General features: G+C 52.9%; 23 protein-coding genes. 17 read left to right on the top strand and 6 right to left on the bottom strand.

Annotated features, from left to right (window positions below; all coding sequences use genetic code 11):
- The first annotated feature begins 10 nt into the window (after nucleotides 1-10).
- From ESZ91_RS08330 to ESZ91_RS08345, 4 genes are all read left to right on the top strand, one after another.
- A complete protein-coding gene (locus tag ESZ91_RS08330) occupies nucleotides 11-202 on the top strand; it encodes a hypothetical protein (protein ID WP_129226077.1) in 192 nt (63 codons plus the stop codon).
- 12 nt (nucleotides 203-214) lie between these two features.
- On the top strand, nucleotides 215-511 hold the full coding sequence (locus tag ESZ91_RS08335) for a spore coat protein (RefSeq protein ID WP_129226079.1): 297 nt from the start codon (nucleotides 215-217) through the stop codon (nucleotides 509-511).
- A gap of 131 nt (nucleotides 512-642) precedes the next feature.
- On the top strand, nucleotides 643-2,763 hold the full coding sequence (locus ESZ91_RS08340) for an alpha-galactosidase (protein ID WP_129226083.1): 2,121 nt from the start codon (nucleotides 643-645) through the stop codon (nucleotides 2,761-2,763).
- A gap of 115 nt (nucleotides 2,764-2,878) precedes the next feature.
- Nucleotides 2,879-3,343 carry a helix-turn-helix domain-containing protein gene (locus tag ESZ91_RS08345; protein ID WP_129226085.1) on the top strand — a complete coding sequence of 155 codons (465 nt, stop codon included), beginning with the start codon at nucleotides 2,879-2,881 and terminating at the stop codon, nucleotides 3,341-3,343.
- Between the two features lie 249 nt (nucleotides 3,344-3,592).
- Here the strand turns inward: ESZ91_RS08345 and ESZ91_RS08350 are convergent, their stop codons facing one another.
- Nucleotides 3,593-4,414, bottom strand: coding sequence for an amino acid kinase family protein (locus ESZ91_RS08350; protein ID WP_129226088.1), 822 nt, complete (start codon nucleotides 4,412-4,414; stop codon nucleotides 3,593-3,595).
- Between the two features lie 98 nt (nucleotides 4,415-4,512).
- On the opposite strand from ESZ91_RS08350, the gene ESZ91_RS08355 reads away from it, so the two are divergent.
- Nucleotides 4,513-4,944 (top strand): hypothetical protein, encoded by a 432-nt coding sequence (locus tag ESZ91_RS08355; protein WP_129226091.1) that lies wholly within the window; start codon nucleotides 4,513-4,515, stop codon nucleotides 4,942-4,944.
- A gap of 50 nt (nucleotides 4,945-4,994) precedes the next feature.
- Here ESZ91_RS08355 and ESZ91_RS08360 read toward each other — a convergent pair whose 3' ends face one another.
- Genes ESZ91_RS08360 through ESZ91_RS08375 form a run of 4 tightly spaced genes read right to left on the bottom strand, consistent with a single transcriptional unit; the run spans nucleotide 4,995 to nucleotide 9,392 of the window.
- The gene (locus ESZ91_RS08360; RefSeq protein ID WP_129226094.1) at nucleotides 4,995-5,516 is read right to left on the bottom strand and encodes a nitroreductase family protein; all 522 of its coding nucleotides are present in this window, start codon (nucleotides 5,514-5,516) and stop codon (nucleotides 4,995-4,997) included.
- Between the two features lie 18 nt (nucleotides 5,517-5,534).
- Nucleotides 5,535-5,891 carry a hypothetical protein gene (locus ESZ91_RS08365; protein WP_129226097.1) on the bottom strand — a complete coding sequence of 119 codons (357 nt, stop codon included), beginning with the start codon at nucleotides 5,889-5,891 and terminating at the stop codon, nucleotides 5,535-5,537.
- A gap of 27 nt (nucleotides 5,892-5,918) precedes the next feature.
- Nucleotides 5,919-7,895 carry a transketolase gene (tkt, locus tag ESZ91_RS08370; RefSeq protein ID WP_129226100.1) on the bottom strand — a complete coding sequence of 659 codons (1,977 nt, stop codon included), beginning with the start codon at nucleotides 7,893-7,895 and terminating at the stop codon, nucleotides 5,919-5,921.
- A gap of 15 nt (nucleotides 7,896-7,910) precedes the next feature.
- Entirely contained in the window at nucleotides 7,911-9,392 is a 1,482-nt protein-coding gene (locus ESZ91_RS08375; RefSeq protein ID WP_129226103.1) for a phosphohexomutase domain-containing protein, read from the bottom strand.
- Nucleotides 9,393-9,585: 193 nt separating this feature from the next.
- Between ESZ91_RS08375 and ESZ91_RS08380 the strand changes: the two genes are divergently transcribed.
- The 7 genes from ESZ91_RS08380 to ESZ91_RS08410 all read left to right on the top strand — a co-directional run bounded on the left by ESZ91_RS08380 (nucleotide 9,586) and on the right by ESZ91_RS08410 (nucleotide 15,049).
- Nucleotides 9,586-10,479, top strand: coding sequence for a DegV family protein (locus tag ESZ91_RS08380; RefSeq protein ID WP_129226106.1), 894 nt, complete (start codon nucleotides 9,586-9,588; stop codon nucleotides 10,477-10,479).
- A 96-nt stretch (nucleotides 10,480-10,575) separates the two neighbouring features.
- On the top strand, nucleotides 10,576-12,006 hold the full coding sequence (gene proS / locus ESZ91_RS08385; protein ID WP_129226109.1) for a proline--tRNA ligase: 1,431 nt from the start codon (nucleotides 10,576-10,578) through the stop codon (nucleotides 12,004-12,006).
- Between the two features lie 111 nt (nucleotides 12,007-12,117).
- Nucleotides 12,118-12,492, top strand: coding sequence for a GntR family transcriptional regulator (locus ESZ91_RS08390; protein ID WP_129226112.1), 375 nt, complete (start codon nucleotides 12,118-12,120; stop codon nucleotides 12,490-12,492).
- Nucleotides 12,493-12,495: 3 nt separating this feature from the next.
- Nucleotides 12,496-13,344 (top strand): ABC transporter ATP-binding protein, encoded by an 849-nt coding sequence (locus ESZ91_RS08395; protein ID WP_129226115.1) that lies wholly within the window; start codon nucleotides 12,496-12,498, stop codon nucleotides 13,342-13,344.
- Between the two features lie 11 nt (nucleotides 13,345-13,355).
- Complete coding sequence (locus ESZ91_RS08400) at nucleotides 13,356-13,967, top strand: ABC-2 transporter permease (RefSeq protein ID WP_129226118.1); 612 nt, start codon at nucleotides 13,356-13,358, stop codon at nucleotides 13,965-13,967.
- A gap of 60 nt (nucleotides 13,968-14,027) precedes the next feature.
- On the top strand, nucleotides 14,028-14,357 hold the full coding sequence (locus ESZ91_RS08405) for a flavodoxin family protein (protein ID WP_129226120.1): 330 nt from the start codon (nucleotides 14,028-14,030) through the stop codon (nucleotides 14,355-14,357).
- A gap of 62 nt (nucleotides 14,358-14,419) precedes the next feature.
- A complete protein-coding gene (locus ESZ91_RS08410; RefSeq protein WP_201270885.1) occupies nucleotides 14,420-15,049 on the top strand; it encodes a GTP pyrophosphokinase in 630 nt (209 codons plus the stop codon).
- 51 nt (nucleotides 15,050-15,100) lie between these two features.
- Here ESZ91_RS08410 and ESZ91_RS08415 read toward each other — a convergent pair whose 3' ends face one another.
- A complete protein-coding gene (locus tag ESZ91_RS08415; RefSeq protein ID WP_129226126.1) occupies nucleotides 15,101-18,067 on the bottom strand; it encodes an ABC transporter ATP-binding protein/permease in 2,967 nt (988 codons plus the stop codon).
- A 164-nt stretch (nucleotides 18,068-18,231) separates the two neighbouring features.
- On the opposite strand from ESZ91_RS08415, the gene ESZ91_RS08420 reads away from it, so the two are divergent.
- The 5 genes from ESZ91_RS08420 to ESZ91_RS08440 are packed head-to-tail and all read left to right on the top strand — an operon-like array spanning nucleotide 18,232 to nucleotide 23,610.
- Nucleotides 18,232-19,524: a phenylacetate--CoA ligase family protein gene (locus tag ESZ91_RS08420; RefSeq protein WP_177816132.1), complete on the top strand. Its 1,293-nt coding sequence runs from the start codon at nucleotides 18,232-18,234 to the stop codon at nucleotides 19,522-19,524.
- 29 nt (nucleotides 19,525-19,553) lie between these two features.
- A complete protein-coding gene (iorA, locus tag ESZ91_RS08425) occupies nucleotides 19,554-21,272 on the top strand; it encodes an indolepyruvate ferredoxin oxidoreductase subunit alpha (protein ID WP_129226133.1) in 1,719 nt (572 codons plus the stop codon).
- Nucleotides 21,272-21,823 (top strand): indolepyruvate oxidoreductase subunit beta, encoded by a 552-nt coding sequence (locus ESZ91_RS08430; RefSeq protein WP_129226136.1) that lies wholly within the window; start codon nucleotides 21,272-21,274, stop codon nucleotides 21,821-21,823. Before iorA ends, ESZ91_RS08430 begins: the two co-directional genes overlap by 1 nt.
- 23 nt (nucleotides 21,824-21,846) lie before the next feature.
- Nucleotides 21,847-23,166, top strand: coding sequence for a phenylacetate--CoA ligase family protein (locus ESZ91_RS08435; RefSeq protein ID WP_129226138.1), 1,320 nt, complete (start codon nucleotides 21,847-21,849; stop codon nucleotides 23,164-23,166).
- Between the two features lie 21 nt (nucleotides 23,167-23,187).
- The gene (locus tag ESZ91_RS08440; protein ID WP_129226141.1) at nucleotides 23,188-23,610 is read left to right on the top strand and encodes an ACT domain-containing protein; all 423 of its coding nucleotides are present in this window, start codon (nucleotides 23,188-23,190) and stop codon (nucleotides 23,608-23,610) included.
- Nucleotides 23,611-23,620: the final 10 nt, after the last annotated feature.

Raw genomic sequence — 23,620 nt, forward strand, 5'->3', positions numbered from 1 at the left:
GGAGGTAAATATGTCAAATTTCAGTTCAAAAGATCTGGAAGTGCTCTCTTCTCTGCTCGCGAGCGAAGGCATGGCGTGCAAAAAGGCGAGAATGTATTCCAAAACGCTGACCGACCAGTCGCTGGCGGAATGTATGTGCGGCATTGCGGAATGTCACGAAAAGCGCTTTAATACGCTTTTGCAGATGCTGACGGGTAAATAAGGAGGAATTATCATGGCTAAATTGAGTAAAAAGGAAAGCGAACTGAACGAGCAAGATTCTTTGCAGGATATGCTCAATACGGAAAAAATGCTCATGGACAACTATCTTCTTGCGATCAAGGAAGGCAGCACCAAGAGCCTGCGCACCATGTTCATGCAGAATTTCAACAAGGCGGCGGACGATCAGTACACCGTTTTCAAGCAGATGCAGGAAAAGGGCTATTATGAATTGCAGCCCGCGCAGAAACTGATGCTCGATCAGAAAACGCAGGATTTTTCGAAAATTTCCAAAGAAATCGCTCAGGGCTGAACAAAAAGTTTCAAAAAGCCGATAAAACGCAATCGATTTTGCGCTTTATCGGCTTTTTGCTGTACAAATAAAGAAAAATATGATATAATCCCCCTGATTTTTAACCGATTCTAAGTAAAACGGAGGCAATTATGATCAAGAAAAAGGGCACTGTATATCGTCTGGAAACGCCCGCCACGACGCTCGTACTCAAAGCGGATACGGCGCAGATCCTCTATTACGGGAAAAAACTGGTTTCCGCCGACTGGTGCGAGGCGCTGCGATCTTCGCCCTGCCGTCTTTTTTCCGAATACGGGCAGGGGGATTTTAACGAGCAGAGCGTTTTGCTCGTCAATGCGGACGGCGGCTTTTCCACGAATTTCGTCTATTCCAAAAGTAAGATCCTTGCCGAAAAACCCGTTCTTGAAAATCTGCCTTCTTCTTACGGCGAGAGCAAGACGCTCGAACTGAAATACGTCGATGCGACGAAAGTCGCGCTCTATCTGTATTATACCGTGTTTGAGGACACCGACGCGATCGCCGTGTCCGCAAAGATCGTGAACGGCGCGAAAAAGGAAATACATATCAAAAAACTTGCGAGCGTCCAGGCGGAATTGACGGGGCGTTTCGAGTTTATCACGTTCAACGGCGCATGGGCGCGCGAACGCCGTAAGAACGCGCGCGCCGTATGCGGCGGCACCTTCGTCAACGAGAGCCGCGCGGGGGCGTCCTCGCACGCGCACAATCCTTTCGTCATGGCGAAAGGGGAAAAAGGCGTGTTCGGGTTTCATCTCCTGTATTCGGGAAACCACAAAGAGAGCATGACCGAATACGACGGCGTCACCCGCGTGATCGCGGGGATTAACGACTTTATGTTCGACTGGACGCTCGGCGCGGGCGAAGAATTCTGCGCGCCCGAAGCGGCGATGTGCTATGCCGAAACGGAAGACGCGCTGTCGCGGCAGATGCACGCGTTTGCGGCGGAGCACGTCGTGCGCGGTAAATGGAAGAAAAGAGAGCGCCCCGTGCTCGTCAACAGTTGGGAGGGCGCGTATTTTGATTTTAACGCCGATTCCGTCGTGGAAATGGCGAAAGTTTCCAAAGACCTGGGGGCGGAACTGTTCGTTTTGGACGACGGCTGGTTTGGCAGGCGGAACGACGATACGTCTTCGCTCGGCGACTGGTCGGACAACGTCGAAAAACTCGGCTGCACGCTCGCGGAACTTGCCGAACGCGTGCGCGGCTGCGGTCTGAAATTCGGTATCTGGATCGAGCCGGAAATGATCAGCGAAGAGAGCGAACTTTTCCGATCCCGCCCCGCCTACGCCATGCGCGTTCCCGGGAGGACGCCCGTGCGGCTTCGCAATCAACTCGCGCTCAACATGGCGGACGAAAAAGTGCAGAATTTCGTCGTCCGCACCGTCAGCGACGTGATCTCGCGCTGCGGCGCTTCCTACGTCAAATGGGACTATAACCGTATGCTCACCGATTGTTTCGGCAAAGGCGTGGCGGCGGGCGAATATTTTCACCGCTATATGCTGGGCGTATATAAAGTGATCTCCAAAGTCGTAAAGCGCTTTCCGTTCGTGCTGTTCGAGGGCTGCGCGGGCGGCGGCGCGCGGTTCGATCTGGGGATGATGAGTTATTTCCCGCAGATATGGACGAGCGACAATACCGACGCGCGCGACCGTCTGCAAATACAGGACGGCAGTTCTTACGGCTATCCGCAGAGCGTCATGGGTGCGCACGTGTCCGCCTCGCCAAACCATCAGAGCGGCGATTCGCACCCGTTGGAAACGCGGTTCAACGTCGCCTGCGGGGGGCTTTTGGGATACGAACTGGACGTGAGAAAACTTTCCGAAAAGGATAAAAAGACGGTCGCTGCGCAAATTTCCTTTTACAAAGAACACAGAAAACTTTTACAATTCGGAAATTTTTATCGCCTCGGCGACAGTTTCGGAGGGGATTACGGCGGGTTTATTTCCGTGTCCCCCGACCGCGGCGCGGCGATTGCCGTAATTGCCGCGGAAAAGCGCACCAACGTTCCGCCGCCCCGCGTCGCGTTCAAGGGGCTCAATCCCGCTTACGTTTACGAAGTGACCGCGCGCAGACAAGAAAATTACGAAAATAATCTTTCCTTTACGGCGGGCGGCGACGTTTTGATGTGCGGCGAACTCTTTTTCCCCGACTTTTACGACGATGCGTCCGCGCGCGAAAATTCGGGCTGTATGTATACCCGTATGTTCCTCATCAAAAAACAGAAAAATTTATAAAACTCAATCGTTGGTTGATAAAAATACAACCGTTCAGATACCTGTTCAACCGATGCTCTCTTGTTAAACTGAATAAAGTATAGTACAATGCAGATATAGATTCAAGGAGGGTTTTATGGATCATTTCGGAGAAAGATTGGCGCGGCTGAGAAAGGATGCGAAACTTACGCAAGAACAGGTCTCAGAACGGTGCGGGGTTTCCGCACAGGCGGTTTCTAAATGGGAAAACGGCAGTACGTATCCCGATATCTTGTTGCTTAAAACTCTTGCCGACCTTTTTCAAATCAGTTGTGACGAACTTCTCGGCAGAGAATCGACCGTCTATCTAAACGATTCCGGACGAAAAATGAAATTGCTGAAAATAAAAGCGCGGGACGATTCGTCGACGACGAATTTGAATATTCCCGTGGAGGCAGTGAAACTGCTTATCTCCGACGGAGGCATTTGGAAGGGAATACAGAATGACATTTTAGAAAAGATAGACTTTTCAAAACTTTTACAGATGGTCGATATCGGTGTGGCAGGCAAATTGTTGGAATTTGAAGATGGCGAAGATTCTGTCGAAATTTGGGTGGAATGATGTATCTTACAATTTCGGAAAAAACGATTTCGGACGTTAAGAAAATTTATATACCTTGTTTTTTAGGAGTTTTCATATTAAAAAAATTGTCAGGTTTCAGATTTATTTCGTGGCGTAAGATCGTGCGCATTTTAAAAAAATATAAAAAAGAACACGGTTCGTTCGAGGTGTTAAGGGTAGAGGATGGAAATGATTTGTTCATTTTAACAATGTAAAAGAGGCTTGCGCCGTACGGCGCAAGCCTCTTTTTTAGCGTATCTGGATTCTCGTACAGCGCGCTTTGCCCGAGAGGATCTCTTTGAGCGTGTATTTTGCATTGGCGATAAGCACTTTCGTGCCCTGCGCCGCGGCCTCTTTCACGTATTCGAGTTTGGCTTTCGCGCCGTTCGCGCCCTTGCGGGAGGCGCCGTCGCAGTACTTTTTATAGTTTTCGATGTTTTCCACCAATTCGTAGGCGTTTTTGCCGCCGATCTCTTCGATAATCGTGGAAGGGTCGTGCGGGTCGGTGTAGATGCCGTCGACGCTCGTTAAGATGAGCAGCGTTTCCGCGTGCACGAGACACGCCACGAGCGACGCGGTTTCGTCGTTGTCCACGCATTCGTACACTTTGGCGTGCGATTTGGATAGTGCGGAAAGTTCCAGACGGCGGTTTTCCGACTGCGACACCGCGTCGTTATAGTTGATGATGGGCACGGCGTTTTGTTCTTTGCAGCGCAATAGCAACCGTTTGAGATATTCTTTCTTCACCTCGTCGTTGAAGTGATGGTGCTCCACGAGGATCTGACGCACGGAATATTTGCTGTCCACGAACTGGCGGTAGGTCTGCATGAGAATGGTCTGTCCCTGCGAGGAATAGTCCGCTTTGGATTCTTCTGTGTCGGGCAGATCGCAGCCGTTGCGCATGCGGTAATCCAGCCTCCCGATCTCCGTCGCGCCGCTGGAGATCCAGATATATCCGGGTTTCAGTTCCCGCGAAATACGCGCCACGCGCGTATAATCTATCATATTGTCGGCCTTGTCGATGAGCGCCATCGAACCGATCTTTCCCACCAATTCCACGTCGTATTTCATAATTTTGCCTTTTCAAGAGTATTTTTTCGTGATTTGTACGATACTAATTATAACTGGAATTCCAGGAAAAAGCAAGTTATTTTAAAGGAAGGAACAGGGTGAAACGGAAAATCAAAAAGATAGGATGCCTCATTTTAATTTTGCTGTGCTTTTTTGGCACGACGGCGTTTACGGGCTGTAAAACGAGCGAACTTTCTTCGCTGTATTCTCTGACGAAGCCTTACATCGGCGTTTACGAATGCGAGAGCGCAACGCTCGAAGGAAAAGACATTTTGTCCCGATTCAAGATCGTCACGCTGGAACTCAAAGAGGGCGGTACGTTCCTCGTGATCGCAAAACCGAAATTCGGCTTTACCGTGCGGCAGGAGGGCAACTACTCTTTCGACGAAAAAGCGAAGACCATCACAATGACGGCGACGCGCGGCAAAAAGAAATACGAAAAGACTTTCCCCGCGGACGGCGGCGTCTTTGCCGTCTCGACCTCGCTCGGCGGGCGGGAACTTGTTTTAAAATTTTCGGTAAAAACGTAAGCCGAACTTTTGTATAGTAAAAATCTCCGCAAATCCTGCGGAGATTTTTACTATAAAATTTCGAAAACTTCTTCAAGCGGTTTTCGCCGTTTCTGGCGGAGCGGATCGTCCTCGGCGGGATAGCCGAGCGCGATGACGAGGGGAATACACTGCTTATCTTTGAGCCCTAAAACGCGTTGCAGCGTCTTTTCGTTGCGCCAGCCGATGATGCACGAGCCGACGCCCAGCGACTGCGCCGCGAGGACGATATGAGCCGCGAATATGCCCACGTCGTAAGGCACGAGATGCGACGCGCCGCCGACCTTGCCGATAAAACTCGTCTTGCCCTCGGCAATGGCAAAGAAAGCGGGGCACTTTTCCGTAAACTTGTTCATGCCCATACCTTGCAGGGCGTGCGCCACTTCTTTCGCTTTGGCGCCCGTCGCCGCATAAATTTTCCAGGGCTGCGCGTTGCACGCCGAGGGCGCGAGATGCGCGAGTTCCGCGATTTTTCGCAGCGTTTCCTCGTCAACGGGCTTTTCCTGATAGTTGCGGCAACTCTGCCGCGTCAAAAGCAGTTGTTCGATATCCATAAAGAAGTTCTCCTTAAATTACCATTCGCGCCATTCTTCGGTCACGTCTCCGTCCGTATCCCGAAGACCGCAGGCGACGGCGCTGTTTTGAAAGATTTCCCACAGGGCTTCTCTTTCATCCGTTTCCAAAAGACAATAATCGGTGCGCTCGTTCAGTTTGTTCAGGGCAAGCACCGTTTTCTTGACTTGCTTTAAGATTTTTTCATCTGTAACTGCGGTGATTTTTTTCAACTTGCCGAGATACGAGAACATGAGGTTTTTGCATTTTTTTATATCGCGTTTGGAAAACCCACATTCGGGTTCCTCTTGCAGATAAGCATACAGGGGTGCCTCCACGGTTTCAACGACAAGTTTTTGAAAAGACCGGATATCCATAAAAATACCTCATGTCCATATACGGATCTACTGCTTATTGATGGTGCGGAAAGCCTTTTCCACAACGTTTTCGGCGGTAAAGCCGTACATTTCGAACAGTTTGCCCGCAGGCGCCGAGGCGCCGAATGTATTCATTGCGATGATCTCGCCGAGATCCCCCGCGTATTTATACCAGGAATAGGGGGAACCCGCCTCCACGCAGACGCGCGCGCGGACGTGCGGCGGCAGCACCACGTCCTGATAGGATCTGGACTGTTTTTCGAATTCTTCGATGCAGGGCATGGATACGACGCGGGCGTCCACGCCTTTTTCTTTCAACAGAACTTTCGCCTGCATGCACTGTTCGACTTCCGAACCCGAGGCGATGAGCAGAACGTCAGGCGTCTTTTTGTCGCTGTCGGCGAGGATATAGCCGCCTTTGAGCGCATCAAGCCCCGATTTTTCGTACTGCGGCAGATTCTGCCTTGTGAGAACGAGGCAGGTGGGCGCGTTGCCCGACAGCGCGGAGATCCACGCCGCCGCCGTTTCTTTGCCGTCCGCGGGACGGTACACTTTCATGTTGGGAATGGAGCGCAGCCCGATGAGTTGTTCCACGGGCTGATGCGTCGGGCCGTCCTCGCCCACGCCGATGGAATCGTGCGTGAGGATATAGGTGACGGGCAGGTGCATCAGTGCGGAAAGGCGCATGGCGTTTTTCATGTAGTCGGTGAACACGAAGAAAGTCGCGCAGTAGGCTTTCAGTCCGCCGTGCAACTGCATTCCGTTTGTGATCGCTGCCATCGCGTGCTCGCGGATACCGAAATGAATATTGGACCCCGCTTTATCCGCCGCCGTGAAATCGGCGCGTTTTTTCATATTGGATTTATTGGAGGGCGCGAGGTCGGCCGAACCGCCGATGAGGTTGGGCAGAAGATCCGCCAGTTTGTTGAGAACCGCAAAACTGGTATTTCTCGTCGCGTCGGGCTTTTCGAATTTGAACAGGTCTTCGTTGTTTTTGAGATCGGGGAGTTCGCCGCTCTGGAACTTTTTGTACGTTGCCGCAAGTTCGGGATACGCTTTGGCGTATTCTTTGAACATTCTCTTCCATTTTCCCTGGCGGGAGGCGCCGCGGCGGGCGATCTGCGCGCAGTGCTCGGCGACTTCTGCTGGAATTTCGAAAGGCTCTTCCGACCATCCCAGATTTTCCTTCATTTTTTGCAGATTTTCTGCACCGAGCGGGGAGCCGTGGCAACTTTCGGAGCCTGCGAGAGGGGAACCGAACCCGATGACCGTCTTGCAGACGATGAGCGAAGGTTTATCTTTTTCGGCTTTCGCCTTTTTTACGGCGCGTTTGAGCGCGTCCATATCGTTGGCGTCGTCCACTTTGAGCACCTGCCAGCCCTGCGCCTTGAATCGCGCGGGCACGTCCTCGGTAAAGGTGCAGTCGGTATTTCCCTCGATGGTGATATCGTTGTCGTCGTAAAAGAGAATGAGTTTTCCCAGTTTATGGGAACCCGCGAACGAGCAAGCCTCATAGGAAATGCCCTCTTCCAGACAGCCGTCGCCGCACAGCGCGTAGGTGTAGTGGTCCACGACGGGGAAATTTTCGCGGTTGAAGATTGCCGCAAGGTGCGCTTCGGCAAGCGCCATGCCCACCGCGTTCGCGATGCCCTGACCGAGCGGGCCCGTCGTCGTTTCCACGCCGGGGGTATGGCCGTATTCGGGATGGCCCGGCGTCTTGTAACCGAGTTGGCGGAAGTTCTTTAAATCTTCCTTGGAGATATCGTAGCCGAACAGGTACAAAAGGGAGTAGTTGAGCATGGAACCGTGTCCCGCGGACAGGACGAAACGGTCGCGGTCGTCCCATTTCGGGTCTTTCGGGTTGAATTTGAGAAAATCGGCGAACAGGGTATAGCCGATGGGCGCGCTGCCCAAGGGGAGTCCGGGGTGTCCCGAATTGGCCTTCTGGATCGCCTCCGCGGAAAGGACGCGGATGGCGTTTACCGTTTGCTCACGAACGTTCATTATATGTGTTTCTCCTTAAAAAAATTTTTTCAGTGGATCTGCTTTCAGAAAATCATACTTCCCGAGCAGGGAATACAGCGTTTTTGCGATGACCGCCATGCCGCCTTTTACGTTGCTTTCGAAATTGACGGGCATGATCGGCTCGTGCAGGCTCATGCGCACCAGCGCCCAGCCGTCGCCGCGCCCCTTGCCGAAGAGGAGGCGCACGCCCTCGTAATTCTTTTCGGCGAGCGAAAGCCCTTCGCCTGCCGCGGCGGACTTTAAATCCTGTAAAACGGTTTCACCCAGCGTTTTGAAATCCGCGCCGTCCGAGAACGGCAGGCGGACTTCTCCTTCCTCGGCGGGCGTTTTTAAGCCCGAGATCAGATCCCGCACGTTTTCGCCCTTGGCGACGGATATGAGGATGCGCGTCACGAGATACGCGCCGTCGTCGAGGAAGTAGTTTTCTTTGAGCGCGGCGTGCCCGCTCGTTTCGATGGCGAGAGGGGAATAAACGCCCTCGTCGTTCAGCCGTTTCGCCTCGTCGATGACGTTTTTATATCCGCGTTTGAAGCGGTGGTGCCGCCCGCCATACTTTTCGATGAATTCGGTCAGATGTTCGCTCGTCACCGAATCGGTGACGATGGTGCCGCCCGCCTGTTCGGATAACAATATGGCGGAAACGAGCGCGATGAGCCGGTTTCGGTTGATCTCCGCACCCGTATCGTCTACCGCACCCGCGCGGTCCACGTCGGTATCGAAGATGATGCCGAGATCCGCGCCCGTTTTTTTCACCTGTTCGCAGATCGCGTTCATCGCCCGTTCGTTTTCGGGATTGGGTATGTGATTAGGGAAATTGCCGTCAGGCTCTAAAAAACGGCTGCCTTCGGTGTCCGCTCCCAGAGGAACGAGCACTTTGTCCACATAAAAACCGCCCGCGCCGTTTCCCGCGTCCACGATGATCTTCTTGCCCGCGAGCGGCTTGTCTTTACCCGTCGCCGCGCGCACTTTTTCAACGAGCGCCGCCGCGTAGCGGGGCATATAGTCGAGCGTTTGTACGCGCCCCGCGCCCGAAAGCGTCGTGCCCTTCGCCGCGAGTTTTAAAATTTCCGTCACGTCGCGGCTTTCCAGCCCGCCGTCCGGCAAAAAGAATTTCAGTCCGTTTTTATCGCTGGGCATATGGCTCGCCGTGATCATGATCGAGGCATCGGCGCAAAATTCTTTTTCCTGCAGCAGCATGAACATCGAGGGCGTGGAGGACAGCCCGCAAAAGAGCACGTTCGCGCCGCTTGCCTGCGCCGCGGAAACTGCCGTTTTGCAAATGCGCTCCGCGGAAAGACGCGAGTCGTGCCCGACGGCGATGATCTTCGCGCGGTTTCCCGTCTTTTCTTCTATCCAGTACAAAAACGCGCGCACGATTGCGTCTACCGCTTCGTCCGTCAGATCGGTCTTTTCGCCGAGCGCGGTGCCGCGCACGTCCGTGCCGCTCTTCAATTTCAGAAAATCTTCTTCGCGCATGATTGCCTCCCGTTCACGTTTCCCTATCATTATACATAAAAAGGCGGATTTATACAAGTGATTTCGTTACATTTGTCTGCATTTTGCGGAAACAGAAAACTGTTTAAAATCGTTTACATTCTTGCGCAAGGTATGATATAATACATTCGAAAGGGGGCGGCTCATCGCTTATGCTTTCAAAGTGAGGATTATCATGGTTAAATTTACGGTTTCCACCGATTCTACCTGCGACCTTTATAGGCAATACGTCGACGAGAACGACGTCAAATTCGTCAGTCTGACTTTTACGGTCGAAGAAAAGGGGACGCTGACAGACGGACTGGACGCCTTTACTTCTTATCAGCAATACGTCGACTTTTACGCCAAACTGCGCGCGGGCGGCTTTTCGAAAACGTCGATGCTCAATCTGGAAAGCCACTACGAGCATTTTCTGAAACTCGCAAAAGAGGGATGCCGCGACGTGCTGCACTTTACCATTTCCAGCGGACTTGCCACCACCTATACCGTGGCGGAAAAGGCGTTCCAGATGGTCAAAAAAGATTATCCCGAATTGAATATCACCGTTATCGACCCCTTGACGGCGACGATCGGACAGGGCGAACTCGTCAAAGCGGCGGTGCGCCTGCGCGACGAGGGGAAAAGCGCGAAAGAGGCGGCCGATTACGTCAACGAAATGAAACACCATATCCAGCACGTGATCATCGCGAACGATCTGTATTATCTGAAACGCGGCGGCAGGGTCTCCGCGGCGGCGGCCGTCGCGGGCACGCTTTTAAAAGTCAAACCCGTACTCACGTTCGACCGCGAAGGGAAACTTTCCGTCGTCGAAAAGTGCAAGGGCATGAAAAAGGCGTTTGCCTACGCATTGGATAAAATGAGCGCCATGCCGCCCGTAGAGCGCGACCGCATGATCAGCATCGTACATACCGACGCCGAACAGGACGCGGAAGAACTCAAAAAAATGGTGGAAGAGAGATACGGTTACACGCCGCCCGTCACCATCATGGGGCCCGTCATCGGTTCGCACGTGGGCCCCGGTTCGGTTTCCGTGATCTGGACGAGCAAAGAACTTCGCAACGAAAAATAATTTCTCCGTGAAAAATAATTTCTCCGTTAAAATGGATTTACGGACGCGGAATTTTGTGGTAAAATAAAAAAAGTACAGTTTTTTTCGGAGGATCTTATGGCTAAGGACAATCAATTCGTAAAGGACATCGCGGATATCGAAACCGACTTTCCGCAGTGGTATACCGACGTGGTGTTAAAGACCAAACTGGTGGATTACGGTCCCGTCAAGGGCACCATGGTCATTCGCCCGTACGGTTACGCGATCTGGGAAAATATTCAGAGAGAACTCGACAAGCGTTTCCGCGCGACGGGGCACCAAAACGCGTATTTCCCCATGCTGATCCCCGAAAGTTATTTAAAGAAAGAGGCGGAGCACGTGGAGGGCTTTGCGCCCGAAGTCGCCGTCGTCACGCACGCGGGCGGCGAAAAACTCGCGGAGCCGCTCGTGATCCGTCCGACCAGCGAGACCATCATCGGCGAAATGTATTCCAAGTGGCTGCAATCCTACCGCGATCTGCCCATTCTCGTCAACCAGTGGGCGAACGTCGTGCGCTGGGAAAAGACCACCCGCCCGTTCCTCCGTACCAGCGAGTTTTTGTGGCAGGAAGGGCACACCGTCCACGCTACCGAGGAAGAGGCGATGGAAGAGACCATGAAAATGCTGGGCGTCTATAAAGAATTTGCCGAATCCTGCCTCGCCATACCCGTATTCACGGGCCGCAAGACGGAAAAAGAAAAATTCGCGGGCGCGGTCGCGACCTTCGGTATGGAAGCGATGATGCACGACGGCAAGAGCCTGCAGGCGGGCACTTCGCACTATCTCGGACAGAATTTCGCCAAGGCGTTCGACATTCAGTTTCTGGATAAGGACGGCACGCATAAATACGGATATACCACGTCGTGGGGCGTATCCACGCGGCTCATCGGCGCGCTCATCATGGCGCACGGCGACCAGAGAGGTCTTGTATTGCCGCCCGTCGTCGCGCCCGTGCAGGCGATCCTCATTCCCATCGCCGCCAAAAAAGAGGGCGTTCTGGAAGCGGTGGCAGCGCTCAAAGAGCGGCTCGCGGCTGCGGATATCCGTGTGGACAGCGACGTTTCCGACAACAGCCCCGGCTGGAAGTTCAACGAGTGGGAAATGAAGGGCGTGCCCCTTCGCATCGAACTCGGACCGCGCGACATCGAGGCGGGCAAAATGGTGCTCGTCCGCCGCGACACGCACGAAAAGATCGAGGCGGACCTCTGCAACGCCGAAACCGTGGTCAAAGAACTTTTGGCAAAGATTCAGAAAAATCTTTACGAACTTGCGAAACAGAACAAGGAGCGCCGCGTCGTCACCGCAACGAACATGGACGAGATCCTTGCGGGCGTGGAAAACGGCAACTTCGTAAAGGCGGGCTGGTGCGGCTGCCGCGAATGCGAGGATAAAATCAAAGAAAAGACCGCCGCGAGTTCGCGCGTCATCGCCGAGGGCGAAACCGCCGAAACCTGCGCCTGCTGCGGCAAAAAAGCGGAAAAAGTCGTCTATTTCGCGAGAGCGTATTAAATTTTAAAAAAAAGAGAGGCTAATGCCTCTCTTTTTTTGTGCCGAATGCTTGACAAATGATTATAGTGTATATATACTATATATACAGTTAACTGAAAAAGACGGAGAACCATGGATATCATCATCAGCAATGCGAGCGAAAAGCCCATTTACGATCAGATCTACAGTCAGGTCAAGTCGGCTATTATGAAAGGCGTGTTGAAGGAAGGGGACGCCCTTCCTTCCATCCGCGCGCTCGCAAGGGATTTAAAGATCAGCGTGATCACGACCAAGCGCGCGTTCGACGATCTCGAACGGGACGGATTTATTCATTCCGTGCAGGGGAAGGGCAGTTTTGTGGCGCCTTCCAATCCGCAGATGCTCAAAGAAGAGATTTTGCGCGAGATCGAAGCGGCGCTTTCGAAAGCGTATGAACTTTCCCGCGCGTGCGGCGTTTCGAAAGCCGAACTCGCGGAGATGCTCCGCGTCGTTGCGGAAGAGGTTTAGAATATGGAGAACAACATAGAAATTCGCAAACTGGCGAAACGTTACAAGGATTTTGCCCTCAAAAACGTATCTTTCGATATTCCCAAAGGCGCCGTCGTCGGATTTATCGGCGAGAACGGCGCGGGTAAAAGCACGACCGTCAACTGTATACTGGGTTCCGCGAATCCCGACGGCGGCAGTATCCGCATTTTCGGCAAGGACGCGTCGCGGCTTACCGCTGCCGAGCGGAGCGAGATCGGCGTGGTGCTCGGAGAAGAGTGCCTGCCGAAAAATCTCAACTTAAAGCAGATCGGCAATATCATGCGCAATCTGTTTGCAAACTGGCAGGAGAGCGCGTACGAAAAATATCTGAAAGATTTTTCTCTCCCTCTCGATAAAAAATATAAGGATCTCTCCAAGGGCATGAAACAGAAAGCCGCCGTCGCGGCTGCGCTGTCGCACGACGCGCGCGTACTCGTGCTCGACGAGGCGACCGTGGGACTCGACCCCGTAGCGCGCAACGAGATCCTGGATATTTTATACGAATTTATGCAGAACGAGGAGCATTCCATTCTCATTTCCTCCCATATCGTCAGCGATCTGGAAAAAATCTGCGATTATATCTGCTTTATCCATCATGGCGAAGTGGTATTTTTCGAGGAAAAGGACGCGCTGCGGGAAAAATTCGGCGTGCTCAAATGCGGCGTTTCGGATTTTTCAAATCTCGATAAAGGCGCGGTGGTCGGCTATACGCGTTCGGAATACGGCGTATGGGCGCTCGTTTACCGCGATAAAATTCCCGCGGGATATCTCGTCGAGCGCGCGGAAATCGAGGATATTATGCTCTACTTTATTCGGGGCGAGCGCCCGTAAGGAGGGGAATCATGAAAGGTTTGCTTTTAAAAGATTTTTACAACGTGAAAAACCTGATCTCATATTACGCATTGGTCGCGGCCGTCTTTGCCGTCGTGTCCGTCGTCAGTTCCAATATTTATTTTTTCTGCGGCTTTATGATTTTTATTTCCGTGGGATTGGTTTCTTCGACCATTTCCTACGACGCGCAGGATAAATGGGACCGCTATGCCCTCTCTTCGGGCGTTTCCCGACGCACGGCGGTCTTGTCGAAGTATGTTTTTACAGTCGTAACCATACTCTGTTCGCTGGCGCTCGGCTTGATTTTGGCGTTGGCGCTCGGGTATCGGCAGGCGGTGGATTTTCTGCCTGTCGTCGCCTATTCCTTTGCGGGCGTGTTAAGCGTCGGCATCGTCCTGCCCTGTTTTTTCCGTTTCGGCGTGGAAAAGGCGCGCGTCATTTACATGATCGTCATTGTTTTCACCGTTGCGTTGATGGTCGGCGGCATTTCTTTATTCGAACGGCTGAATTTTGCCGCGCAGGCGCCCTGGATGCTCGTGCTGCTCGCCGTGCTCTCCGTTGCGATCCTCGCGATTTCTTATTTCGTGTCCCTTCGCATCTACCGCAACAAAGAATTCAACTGAGCGAACTTTCTTGACCGTAGTATGAAAAAATGATATAATACGCCCTGAGAGGGATAAACCATGCGGATACGAAACGTTTTTTTCAGTCCTACGGGGGGAAGCAAAAAGATAGCCGACTCCTTCTGCGCTCGCTTGCGGAAGGAACTCGGTTTCGAAGTCGTACATACCGATATCACGCCCGTCAAGGCGCGCGGGCAAAGTTTCGATGGCGAGGGCATACTCGTTTTTTCTTTTCCCGTATACGGGGGTAGGGTGCCCGTTCAGATCTCGGACCGCGATTATGACGACGCGCTCCTCGAGTGCGCCGATATTCTGCGTTCGCGCGGATACCGTTTGGCGGGGTCGGGCGCGTTCGTTGCCGAGCACAGTTATGCCGAATATTTCGTTTGAGGAACACTATGGATACGCAAGAAAAGACGAATTACGATAAACAGGCCATCATACGCGAACTGATGGGCGACGACGAGTATAAACTGTTCGAAACGCTGGAAAATTTCAGCGAAATGCTCATGCGCTACAATTCCGCGATCCGCGAGATCCGCACAAAATTCGAGGTGCTCAACGACGATCTGTCGCTCAGAAACAGCCGCAATCCCATCGAGAGCATTTCCTCCCGCGTAAAAAAGCCCATCAGCATCGCCAAAAAACTCAAAAGAATAGGATACCCCGTCACGGTGGGATCCATCCGCGACAATCTGAACGACGTGGCGGGCGTGCGGGTCATCTGCTCGTTCGTGGACGACATCTACTCGGTCGCGGAAATGCTCGCAAAGCAGGACGATATCGAAGTCGTGTGCGTCAAGGATTACATCAAAGATCCCAAGCCTAACGGATATCGGAGTTATCACATGATCGTGGAAGTGCCCGTGTTTTTTTCCGACCGCAAGGAGAATATGCGCGTGGAAATACAGATCCGAACCGTGGCAATGGATTTCTGGGCGAGTCTGGAACACCAGATGCGCTATAAAAACGACAACGCCGCCGCCAAAAAGATCTCCGACGAACTCAAAACGTGCGCTGAGACCATCGCCGCCACCGACTTAAAGATGATGGAACTCCGTAAAAGAATCGAAAACCAATAAATTTATTTGTAAAAGAGCGTTCGGCATTTGCCGAACGCTCTTTTCTGGTAATTATAAGGCGCGTATGCTTTCCACGGGGCGTTTTTTTGCAATGGAATAAACGGGCAGGAACGTGGAAACGACGGAAGTGAAAACGGCAATTCCCGCCAAGAGCGCGGCGCACAGCGGACTGAACACGAATAGCGTCAGAGGGAGAGCGAGTTTTTGCAGTATGATATTGTTGATGATCGAACAAAGAACGATGCTCGCGATGATTGACAGAACCAAACTGATCGCCGTAATGATGGCGGATTCCGCGTAAAAGATCTTAAAGACGTCCGTCCCGCGCGCGCCGACCGCGCGCAGAATGCCGATCTCCTTCTTCTTGTAGGTGATGGAAACGGAAATAAAATTGAACAGCATCAGCATGGCAAACAGCGCCAGGGCAAGCCCTATGTATAAAAAAACTTTGGAAAATATACTCACCGTTTCGACGATGCCGCCGATCGTTTCTTTGGTTTCGCTGTTCACGTCGAAGAAAGAATCGTCCTCTTTCACGTGATACAGTTTATCGAGCGTCTTGTCGATCGCTGCGTCCGATTTTTCTACGAAAACAGCCGCATATTTGCCGCCCGCCGCATCGTACTTGGTTTCGTATTCGGTCCAGGTGTTGGAGGGATCGTGCAAAACGAAATCGTACAGCGAATCGCCGAGATACGCCGCTTCGTACCAGCTATCGTTGACCCCGCATGGTTCTATATAAAATCCTGCGACGCTTGCCGTCGTCGAGAGTTGCGTGTATCCGTTTGCAAATTCATATTCGGTTTTGGGCAAAGGTACGTTGTACGCGTCGATGATACCCTTTTTGATATCCCGATAAAATTCTACGCTTTTTTCTTCGTCTAAGTAGACTCTGTTGTTATCGTCGTCATCATAATAGCCGTACTGCAATGCTTGCAATTTGTCGTAATAGGATATTCCGTGTTCGTCCTCGTCAGAGAGATGCCAATACCCGTCGGAATTTTGAATCGCATTATAAAGCCATTCCGCCCAGACTTCCCGTGATACCGCGATCTCGTCGGGCCGCAGGGAAGCGAGGGGCGTTCCTTCAAATCCGTATAGGGGAAGTCCGTTTTCCGTATGTTTGGAAAAATAATTCAGGCTTATTGTATTGTTGTTTTCGTCTGTCAGGTCGTAATCATATGTATAGTCTTTGAAATACGTCGATACGCCTATGATCTCTTCCGGTTGATAAGAATGCGTAAAATATTTTTCGTTCGCCGCGTAGAAATCATCGGAAACGAGCAGGTAATTATAAAAACCCGTGCGGATTTCGGTTTCCCATTGCTCTTTGAGCCGCGACTGACCGATTCCTCCCGTTTTTAAATCGTCGAATTTATCGGGAACGGTCTGCGCCTTATAGACGCCGCAAACCGTATAATAACGATTATTCCATAAACTGATTTTTACGTTTTTCAAATCCCCGAAACTATTTATTTCTGTTTCCGTTCCGTCGGGGGATATGATCGAACCCGCCGCTTTGAGGCACTCGAAGGTATAGTCGGAGATCATGACTTCGTCCGTCCCTGCGGGATATTTTCCCCAAAGTATCTTGTCGGAGCGGTAGGAACTGCCCTGGCCAGTTATGCCGAAACCGAATATTTGATTTTCGTAGAGCGGGGGCGCGTCTTGGGAGGATATGTTCTCGATGGAAAAGACTATGCTGTAATCTGAGTATGTAAAGGCAATGACTGCCTCGTTGCCGTAAGCAGTGCGGATCTCGTCCACGTCGCTTTCCTTGAATTGGGTCAAGGTGGGGTTCTCGTACGTGCCTGTCAAGCCGTTCGCGTTAAATTCTTTTATGGTGACTTGATATTTCTTGACGATTTGCAGATATTCGTCGTTCGAAACTTTCAAACTCTCGCCCAGGACCTGTTTTTCGTTGAACAGCATCAGCGTGGAAAAAAGTCCGAACATGACGAAAGAAATAAAGGTCAGAAAGATGGTAAAGAACAAGCGCAAAGGTTTTACTTTCATGCTGCTCGCGCCGATCTTTGCCGCGTGGCGCATGGGAAGTCTGGACTTGATAAATTCGCTCTCGTCCTGCCGATAGTGCCTGATACGGATATCTTCGGGTTTCGTTTCACAAAATTCTTCGCGCGAGCCGTTTTCGTCCACGTGCGCCTGCCGATAAAATTTTTCGATATCGGCGTTTCCGTTGGCGATCAGAACCTGTTTTTCGGACGATGCGATGAACGCGCGGATATTTTGCAGATCCGTGTCCGTAAGAGCCGCGCCGCTCTTGACGCTGATCAGGTCCGTGCCGATAAAGGACACGTTTTCGCTCGCCTTTTTCGCCGCGATCTTGTTCTTTTTCACGTCGGAGATCACTTTCCCGTCTTTGAGTTCGATGATGCGGTCGGCGTACAATTCAGCGAATTCCCGATCGTGCGAAACGACGAGGACGAGTTTATCTTCGGAAAGTTTTTTCAGCGTATCGAAAACCTGCCGCCCCGTTGCCGAATCGAGCGCGCCCGTCGGTTCGTCCGCCATGATGATCTCGGGTTCCTTGACGAGCGCGCGGGCGATCGCGACGCGCTGTTTTTGTCCGCCCGAAAGGGTATTCGGCTTGCGCTTTGCAAAGTTTTCCAACTCCACCGCGCGCAGAATTTCCTGGATTTTTTCCCTGTCTTTCGCCTTGCCCTGCAATTCGAGGGCGAGCGCGACGTTCGCTTCCACCGTAAATTCGTCTAAAATGTTGTATTCCTGAAAGATAAAACCTATGTAGGTATTGCGGTAACTGTCGAAGTCGCCCGCCGTGAAAGTTTCGCTGCCCCGCCCTTTTACGATGATCTCTCCCGAATCGGGCCTGTCCAGGCCGCCGCATAAGTTTAATAGGGTGGATTTGCCGCTTCCCGATTTTCCGAGAAGAAAAACCATGCCCGTATCTTCGAAGGTGAGGGACACCCCGTCGAGCGCGCGCACGCTAACCCCGCCTTTGGCGGTATAAATTTTGGTAAGATTGCGAATTTCTAACATTTTTTCTCCTGTTGCCGTAAAGGCCGATAGATGAAGTATAGCATAAACATATACAAAATGCAATGCTTATACAAAATGAATAGGGCAAATATATTGCAAAATTCGGGAAAGCGTGATAAAATAGATTTTATAATAATTTGCACGGAAGGTGAAGATCCATGGTCATGTTCAGTCCCGAATTCGAAACAGCCGACAGAAAAGCGATCGAGGCGCTGCAACTCGAACGCTTAAAATATATCGTCGGCTACGCATATGATAACGTGCCCATGTATCGGCGTAAATTCGACGCGATCGGGCTCAAACCCTCGCATATCAAGACGTTTAAAGACGTTTCGCTCATTCCCTATACCACGAAGGACGACCTGCGCGAAAATTATCCGTTCGGGCTGTTCGCCGTCCCCATGAAAAAGATCATCCGCCTGCACGCGTCCAGCGGCACCACGGGCAAACCCGTCGTGGGCGGCTATACCCGCAAAGATCTGGACGACTGGGCGACTTGCATCGCCCGCGTTCTGGCGATGGCGGGCGCGACCGACGAGGACATCATACAGGTGTCTTTCGGCTACGGACTGTTCACGGGCGGGTTCGGTTTGCATTACGGCATCGAAAAACTGGGCGCCACCGTTGTTCCCATGTCCTCGGGAAATACCGAGCGCCAACTGATGCTTTTAAAAGATTTCGGCGCGACGGGGCTGGTCGCAACGCCCAGTTACGCCATGTATCTGATGGAAACGGCAAGGCGGAACGGCATGCTCAAAGATCTCAAACTGCGCCTCGCCATTCTCGGCGCCGAGGCTTCGACCGCGGAAATGCACGCGTCTTTGCGGGAAATTTCGGGCGTGTTCCCCACGGAAAACTACGGACTGACGGAAGTGGGCGGCCCCGGCGTTTCGGGTGAATGCCGCGAAAAGGCTGGCATGCACATCAACGAAGATTATTTTTATCCCGAGATCGTCGATATCGAAAAGAACGAGGTGCTTAAAGAGGGCGAGAGCGGCGAACTTCTGATCACGACGCTCGCGAAAGAGGGAATGCCTGTTCTCCGTTACCGCACCAAGGACATCACTTCACTCACCTATGCGCCGTGTAAGTGCGGCCGCACGACGGCGCGTATGTCCCGCGTGGTGGGAAGAACGGACGATATGCTCATCATCCGCGGCGTCAACGTGTTTCCTTCGCAGATCGAAAGCGTGCTCATGGGCATGCGCGAACTGGGCAAGAATTACGAGATCATCGTGGACAGGGCAAATTACATGGATTCTCTGGAAGTGCGCGTGGAGGTGGACGACGCCAACCTTTTGACCGATTACGGAAAGCTGGAAGAGTTGGTCGCGCGTATCCGCCACAATTTGCGTGTGGTCGTGCAGTTGGACGTGAAAGTCAAACTGGTTGAGCCCATGTCCATCCGCCGCGGCGAAGGAAAAGTCAAGCGCGTGATCGATCTGCGCAGCAAATAACAGCGAAAAACTTTGTGAGGTATGTATAGATGAAGAAATTATTGTTAGGCGATTTCGCCGTCGCGCGCGGCGCGTACGAGGCGGGCGTGAAAGTGGCGACCGCCTATCCGGGAACGCCTTCCACGGAGATCACCGAGGAGATCTCGCGCTACGACGAAGTGTACAGCGAATGGTCCCCCAACGAAAAGGTGGCGCTGGAAGTGGGCATAGGCGCCGCGATCCGCGGCGCGCGCACGCTCGTTTCCATGAAGCACGTGGGGCTCAACGTGGCGTGCGATCCGCTGTTTACGTCTGTATATACGGGCGTCAACGCGGGGCTGGTCATCGCCGTGGCGGACGATCCGTCCGTGTTCAGTTCGCAGAACGAACAGGATACCCGCCTGACTGCGGTCAGCGCGAGGATCCCCGTGATTGAGCCTTCCGACAGCCGTGAGGCGAAGGACTTTACCAAGGCGGCGTTTGAAATTTCGGAAAAATACGATACGCCCGTCATTTTGCGCATCACCACGCGCGTCGCCCACTCCCAGAGCCAGGTGGAGTTGTGCGAACGGGAAGAGCGCCCCGTCAAAGAATACAAAAAAGACATTGCCAAATACGTGATGATGCCCGCCAACGCCAAGCGCAAGCACGTGGTGGTGGAGGAGCGCCTCGAAAAACTTTCCGAGGATGCGAACGGATTTTCATTCAATCAAATCGAAGAGGGCGACGGCGAGATCGGCATCATCTGCGCGGGCGGCGTCTACCAGTTCGTCAAAGAGGCGCTGCCGAACGCGAGCGTTTTAAAACTCGGCATGAGTTATCCGCTCCCGTATAAACTGATCGAAAAATTCGCTAAGAGCGTCAAACGCTGTATCGTTGCGGAAGAACTTGCGCCGCACATCGAAACGCTCGTCAAGGCGCACGGGATCAAAGTGGAGGGCAAGAACCTTTTCCCGCTCAACGGCGAATTTTCCGCGTCGCTCATCCGCGAGCGCGTGCTCGGGGAAAAGATCGGACACAAGGCGGCGGAAGTGCCCGCGCGCCCGCCCGTGCTCTGTTCGGGCTGCCCGCACCGCGGCGTGTTCTACGTTTTGTCCAAACTCAAACTCAACGTGCTCGGCGATATCGGCTGCTATACGCTCGGCGCGGTGGCGCCGCTTTCCGCCATGGACGCGGTCGTGTGCATGGGCGCGAGTATCGGCATGGCGATCGGGTTCGACAAAGCCGACCCCGAAGCGCATAAACATTCGGTCGCGGTCATCGGCGATTCCACCTTCTGCCACAGCGGCGTGACGGGGCTAATGGACGCGGTGTATAACCGTTCCAACGTGACGGTCATCATTCTGGATAACCGCACCACGGGCATGACGGGGCATCAGAACCACCCCGCCACGGGCAAGACCATCAAAAACGAGCCGACGTACGAACTCGACCTGGAACAGGTCTGCCGCGCGGTCGGCGTGAAGAGCGTGAACACCGTCGATCCCAACGATATCGGAACGTTTGAAAAAGTTTTGAAAGAGGAACTTTTGAAAGAGGAAGTTTCCGTCATCATCGCAAAGCGTCCGTGCGTTCTTCTCACCAAAAAATTGTATGAAAGTTTCGTCATTACGGACAAATGCAAGAACTGCAAAATGTGTCTGAAACTCGGATGTCCCGCCATCGTGAACGGCAAAAACGGCGTGACCATCGACGTTTCGCTGTGCACGGAATGCGGTCTTTGCCAGAACGTCTGCAAATTCGGCGCTATTCAGGGGAGGAACAAATAATGGATATTTTGATCGTAGGCGTAGGCGGGCAGGGAACGCTGCTCGCGAGCCGCGTTTTGGGCAAATACGCGCTGAAACAGGGACAGGACGTCAAACTGAGCGAGGTGCACGGCATGGCGCAGCGCGGCGGCAGCGTCATGACGTACGTCCGCATGGGCGACGCCGTGCGTTCGCCCATCATCGACGAGGGCGGCGCAGACGTGATCCTCGCGTTCGAAAAACTGGAAGCGCTGCGCTATCTTCATTATCTGAAAGAGGGGGGCGTCGTGCTGTATTCGACGCAGGAGATCATGCCCATGCCCGTCGTTACGGGCGCGGCGGAATATCCGCAGGGCATCGAAAGCGTCTTGAACGGCTGCGCCGTGAACGCTTTGGATCTCGCCTTGGAGGCGGGCAACTCCAAAGCCGCAAACTCGGTCATGCTCGGCGCGCTCTGCAAAAAACTCGGATTCGATAAAGAGGCGTTTTTACGGGCGCTCATATCCTCCATTCCGCAGAAACTGGCGGAAATGAACGAAAAGGCGTTCGGACTGGGCTTTGCCGCCGTATAAAAATTCTTTACAGAGGCGAAAAGATGCAGAAAACAAAGATACAAGATCATATCTTCAATCCCGCATACGAGTGTTTGTCCCGTTCGGAAATGCAGAATCTGCAGAGCGAACGGCTGAGAAAGACGGTGGAACGCGTCTACAACAACTGCGCGCCTTACCGCAAAAAGATGGACGAACTCAAACTGAAACCTTCCGACGTCAAGTCGGTTTCCGACCTTTATAAACTGCCGTTCACCGTCAAGCACGATTTAAGAGAGGCGTACCCGTTCGGCTTTTATTCTTCGCCCGCAGAGGATATCGTGGAAGTGCACGCGTCCAGCGGCACCACGGGCAAACTCACGGTGGTGGGATATAGCCGCAACGATCTGGAAGTATGGAGCGAGATCGTCGCGCGCGGGCTTTCCATGGCGGGCGTGACCAAGGATTCCATGGTGCACGTCGCTTACGGCTACGGCCTGTTTACGGGCGGGCTGGGCGCGCACTACGGCGCGCAGAAGATCGGCGCTTCCACCGTTCCCGCGTCCGCGGGCAACACCATCCGCCAGTTGACGCTTTTAAGGGATTTCGGCGCGACGCACCTTTGCTGTACGCCTTCCTACGCCATCTTTCTGGGAACGGAGATCGAAAAGGCGGGCATGAAAATAGAAGATTTCTCCCTGGTGGGCGGCGCGTTCGGCGCCGAACCCTGGACGGACAATATGCGCCGCGAGATCGAACGCACCCTGCATATCGACGCTCTGGATATCTACGGCCTTTCGGAGATCTGCGGGCCTGGCGTTGCGATGGAGTGCCTGCAAAAGAGCGGTTCGCACGTGCAGGAAGACCATTTCATTCCCGAGATCATCGATCCCGAAACGCTGGAACCGCTGCCGTTCGGCAGCGAAGGGGAACTCGTGTTCACCACGATCACCAAGACGGGACAGCCGCTCATACGCTACCGCACGCGCGATCTTTGCACCCTCTCAAACGAGAAGTGCGCCTGCGGCCGCACCACGGTCAAGATGGGGCGCGTCAAGGGGCGTTCGGACGATATGCTCATCGTGCGCGGCGTCAACGTGTTCCCTTCGCAGATCGAGGCGGCAATCATGAACGTTGCGGGCGTGTCGCCGCATTATATGATCTACGTGGACCGCGTGAACAATCTCGATACCATGGAGATCCATATCGAACTTGCGGGCAATATCGCGCCCGACATGGTGAGCGATCTGGAATCCATCAAAAAGAAAGTGGAAACGGAAGTCAATTCCTATATCGGCGTGGGCGCGCGCATCAAACTTTGCGAATCGGGCTCCATTCAGCGGAGCGAAGGCAAAGCGCAGCGCGTCGTCGACCGCAGAAAATAACATTGAAAGGAGGAAAATAAGATGTTGGTAAAACAACTCTCCGTATTTATGGAAAACAGGCCCGGAAGATTGTACAAACTGACGCACGCGCTGGGGCAGGAGGGCATCGATTTCGTCACCCTGTCCATCGCGGACACCAAGGATTACGGCATCGTGCGTTTCATCGCGCGCGACAACGACCGCGCATACGAAATTCTGAAACAGGCGGGCTTTACCGTGGGGCAGACGGAGTTGATCGGCGTGGAAGTGGAAGATAAGCCCAACGCCTTGGCGGAAGTCATCGCGCTGCTCGAAGAAGAGAATATAAATATCGAATATCTATACTCCTTCGTGCTCACCAATCACAATTCCGCAAAGATCCTGATGCGCGTGGAGGATACCGAACGCGCTGTGAAATTGCTCGGTGAAAGAGGCATCAAACTGCTTTCCGAAAAGATTTTATAAACAAAAAAAC

It is taken from the genome of Candidatus Borkfalkia ceftriaxoniphila (genome assembly GCF_004134775.1).
Lineage (GTDB): Bacteria > Bacillota > Clostridia > Christensenellales > Borkfalkiaceae > Borkfalkia > Borkfalkia ceftriaxoniphila.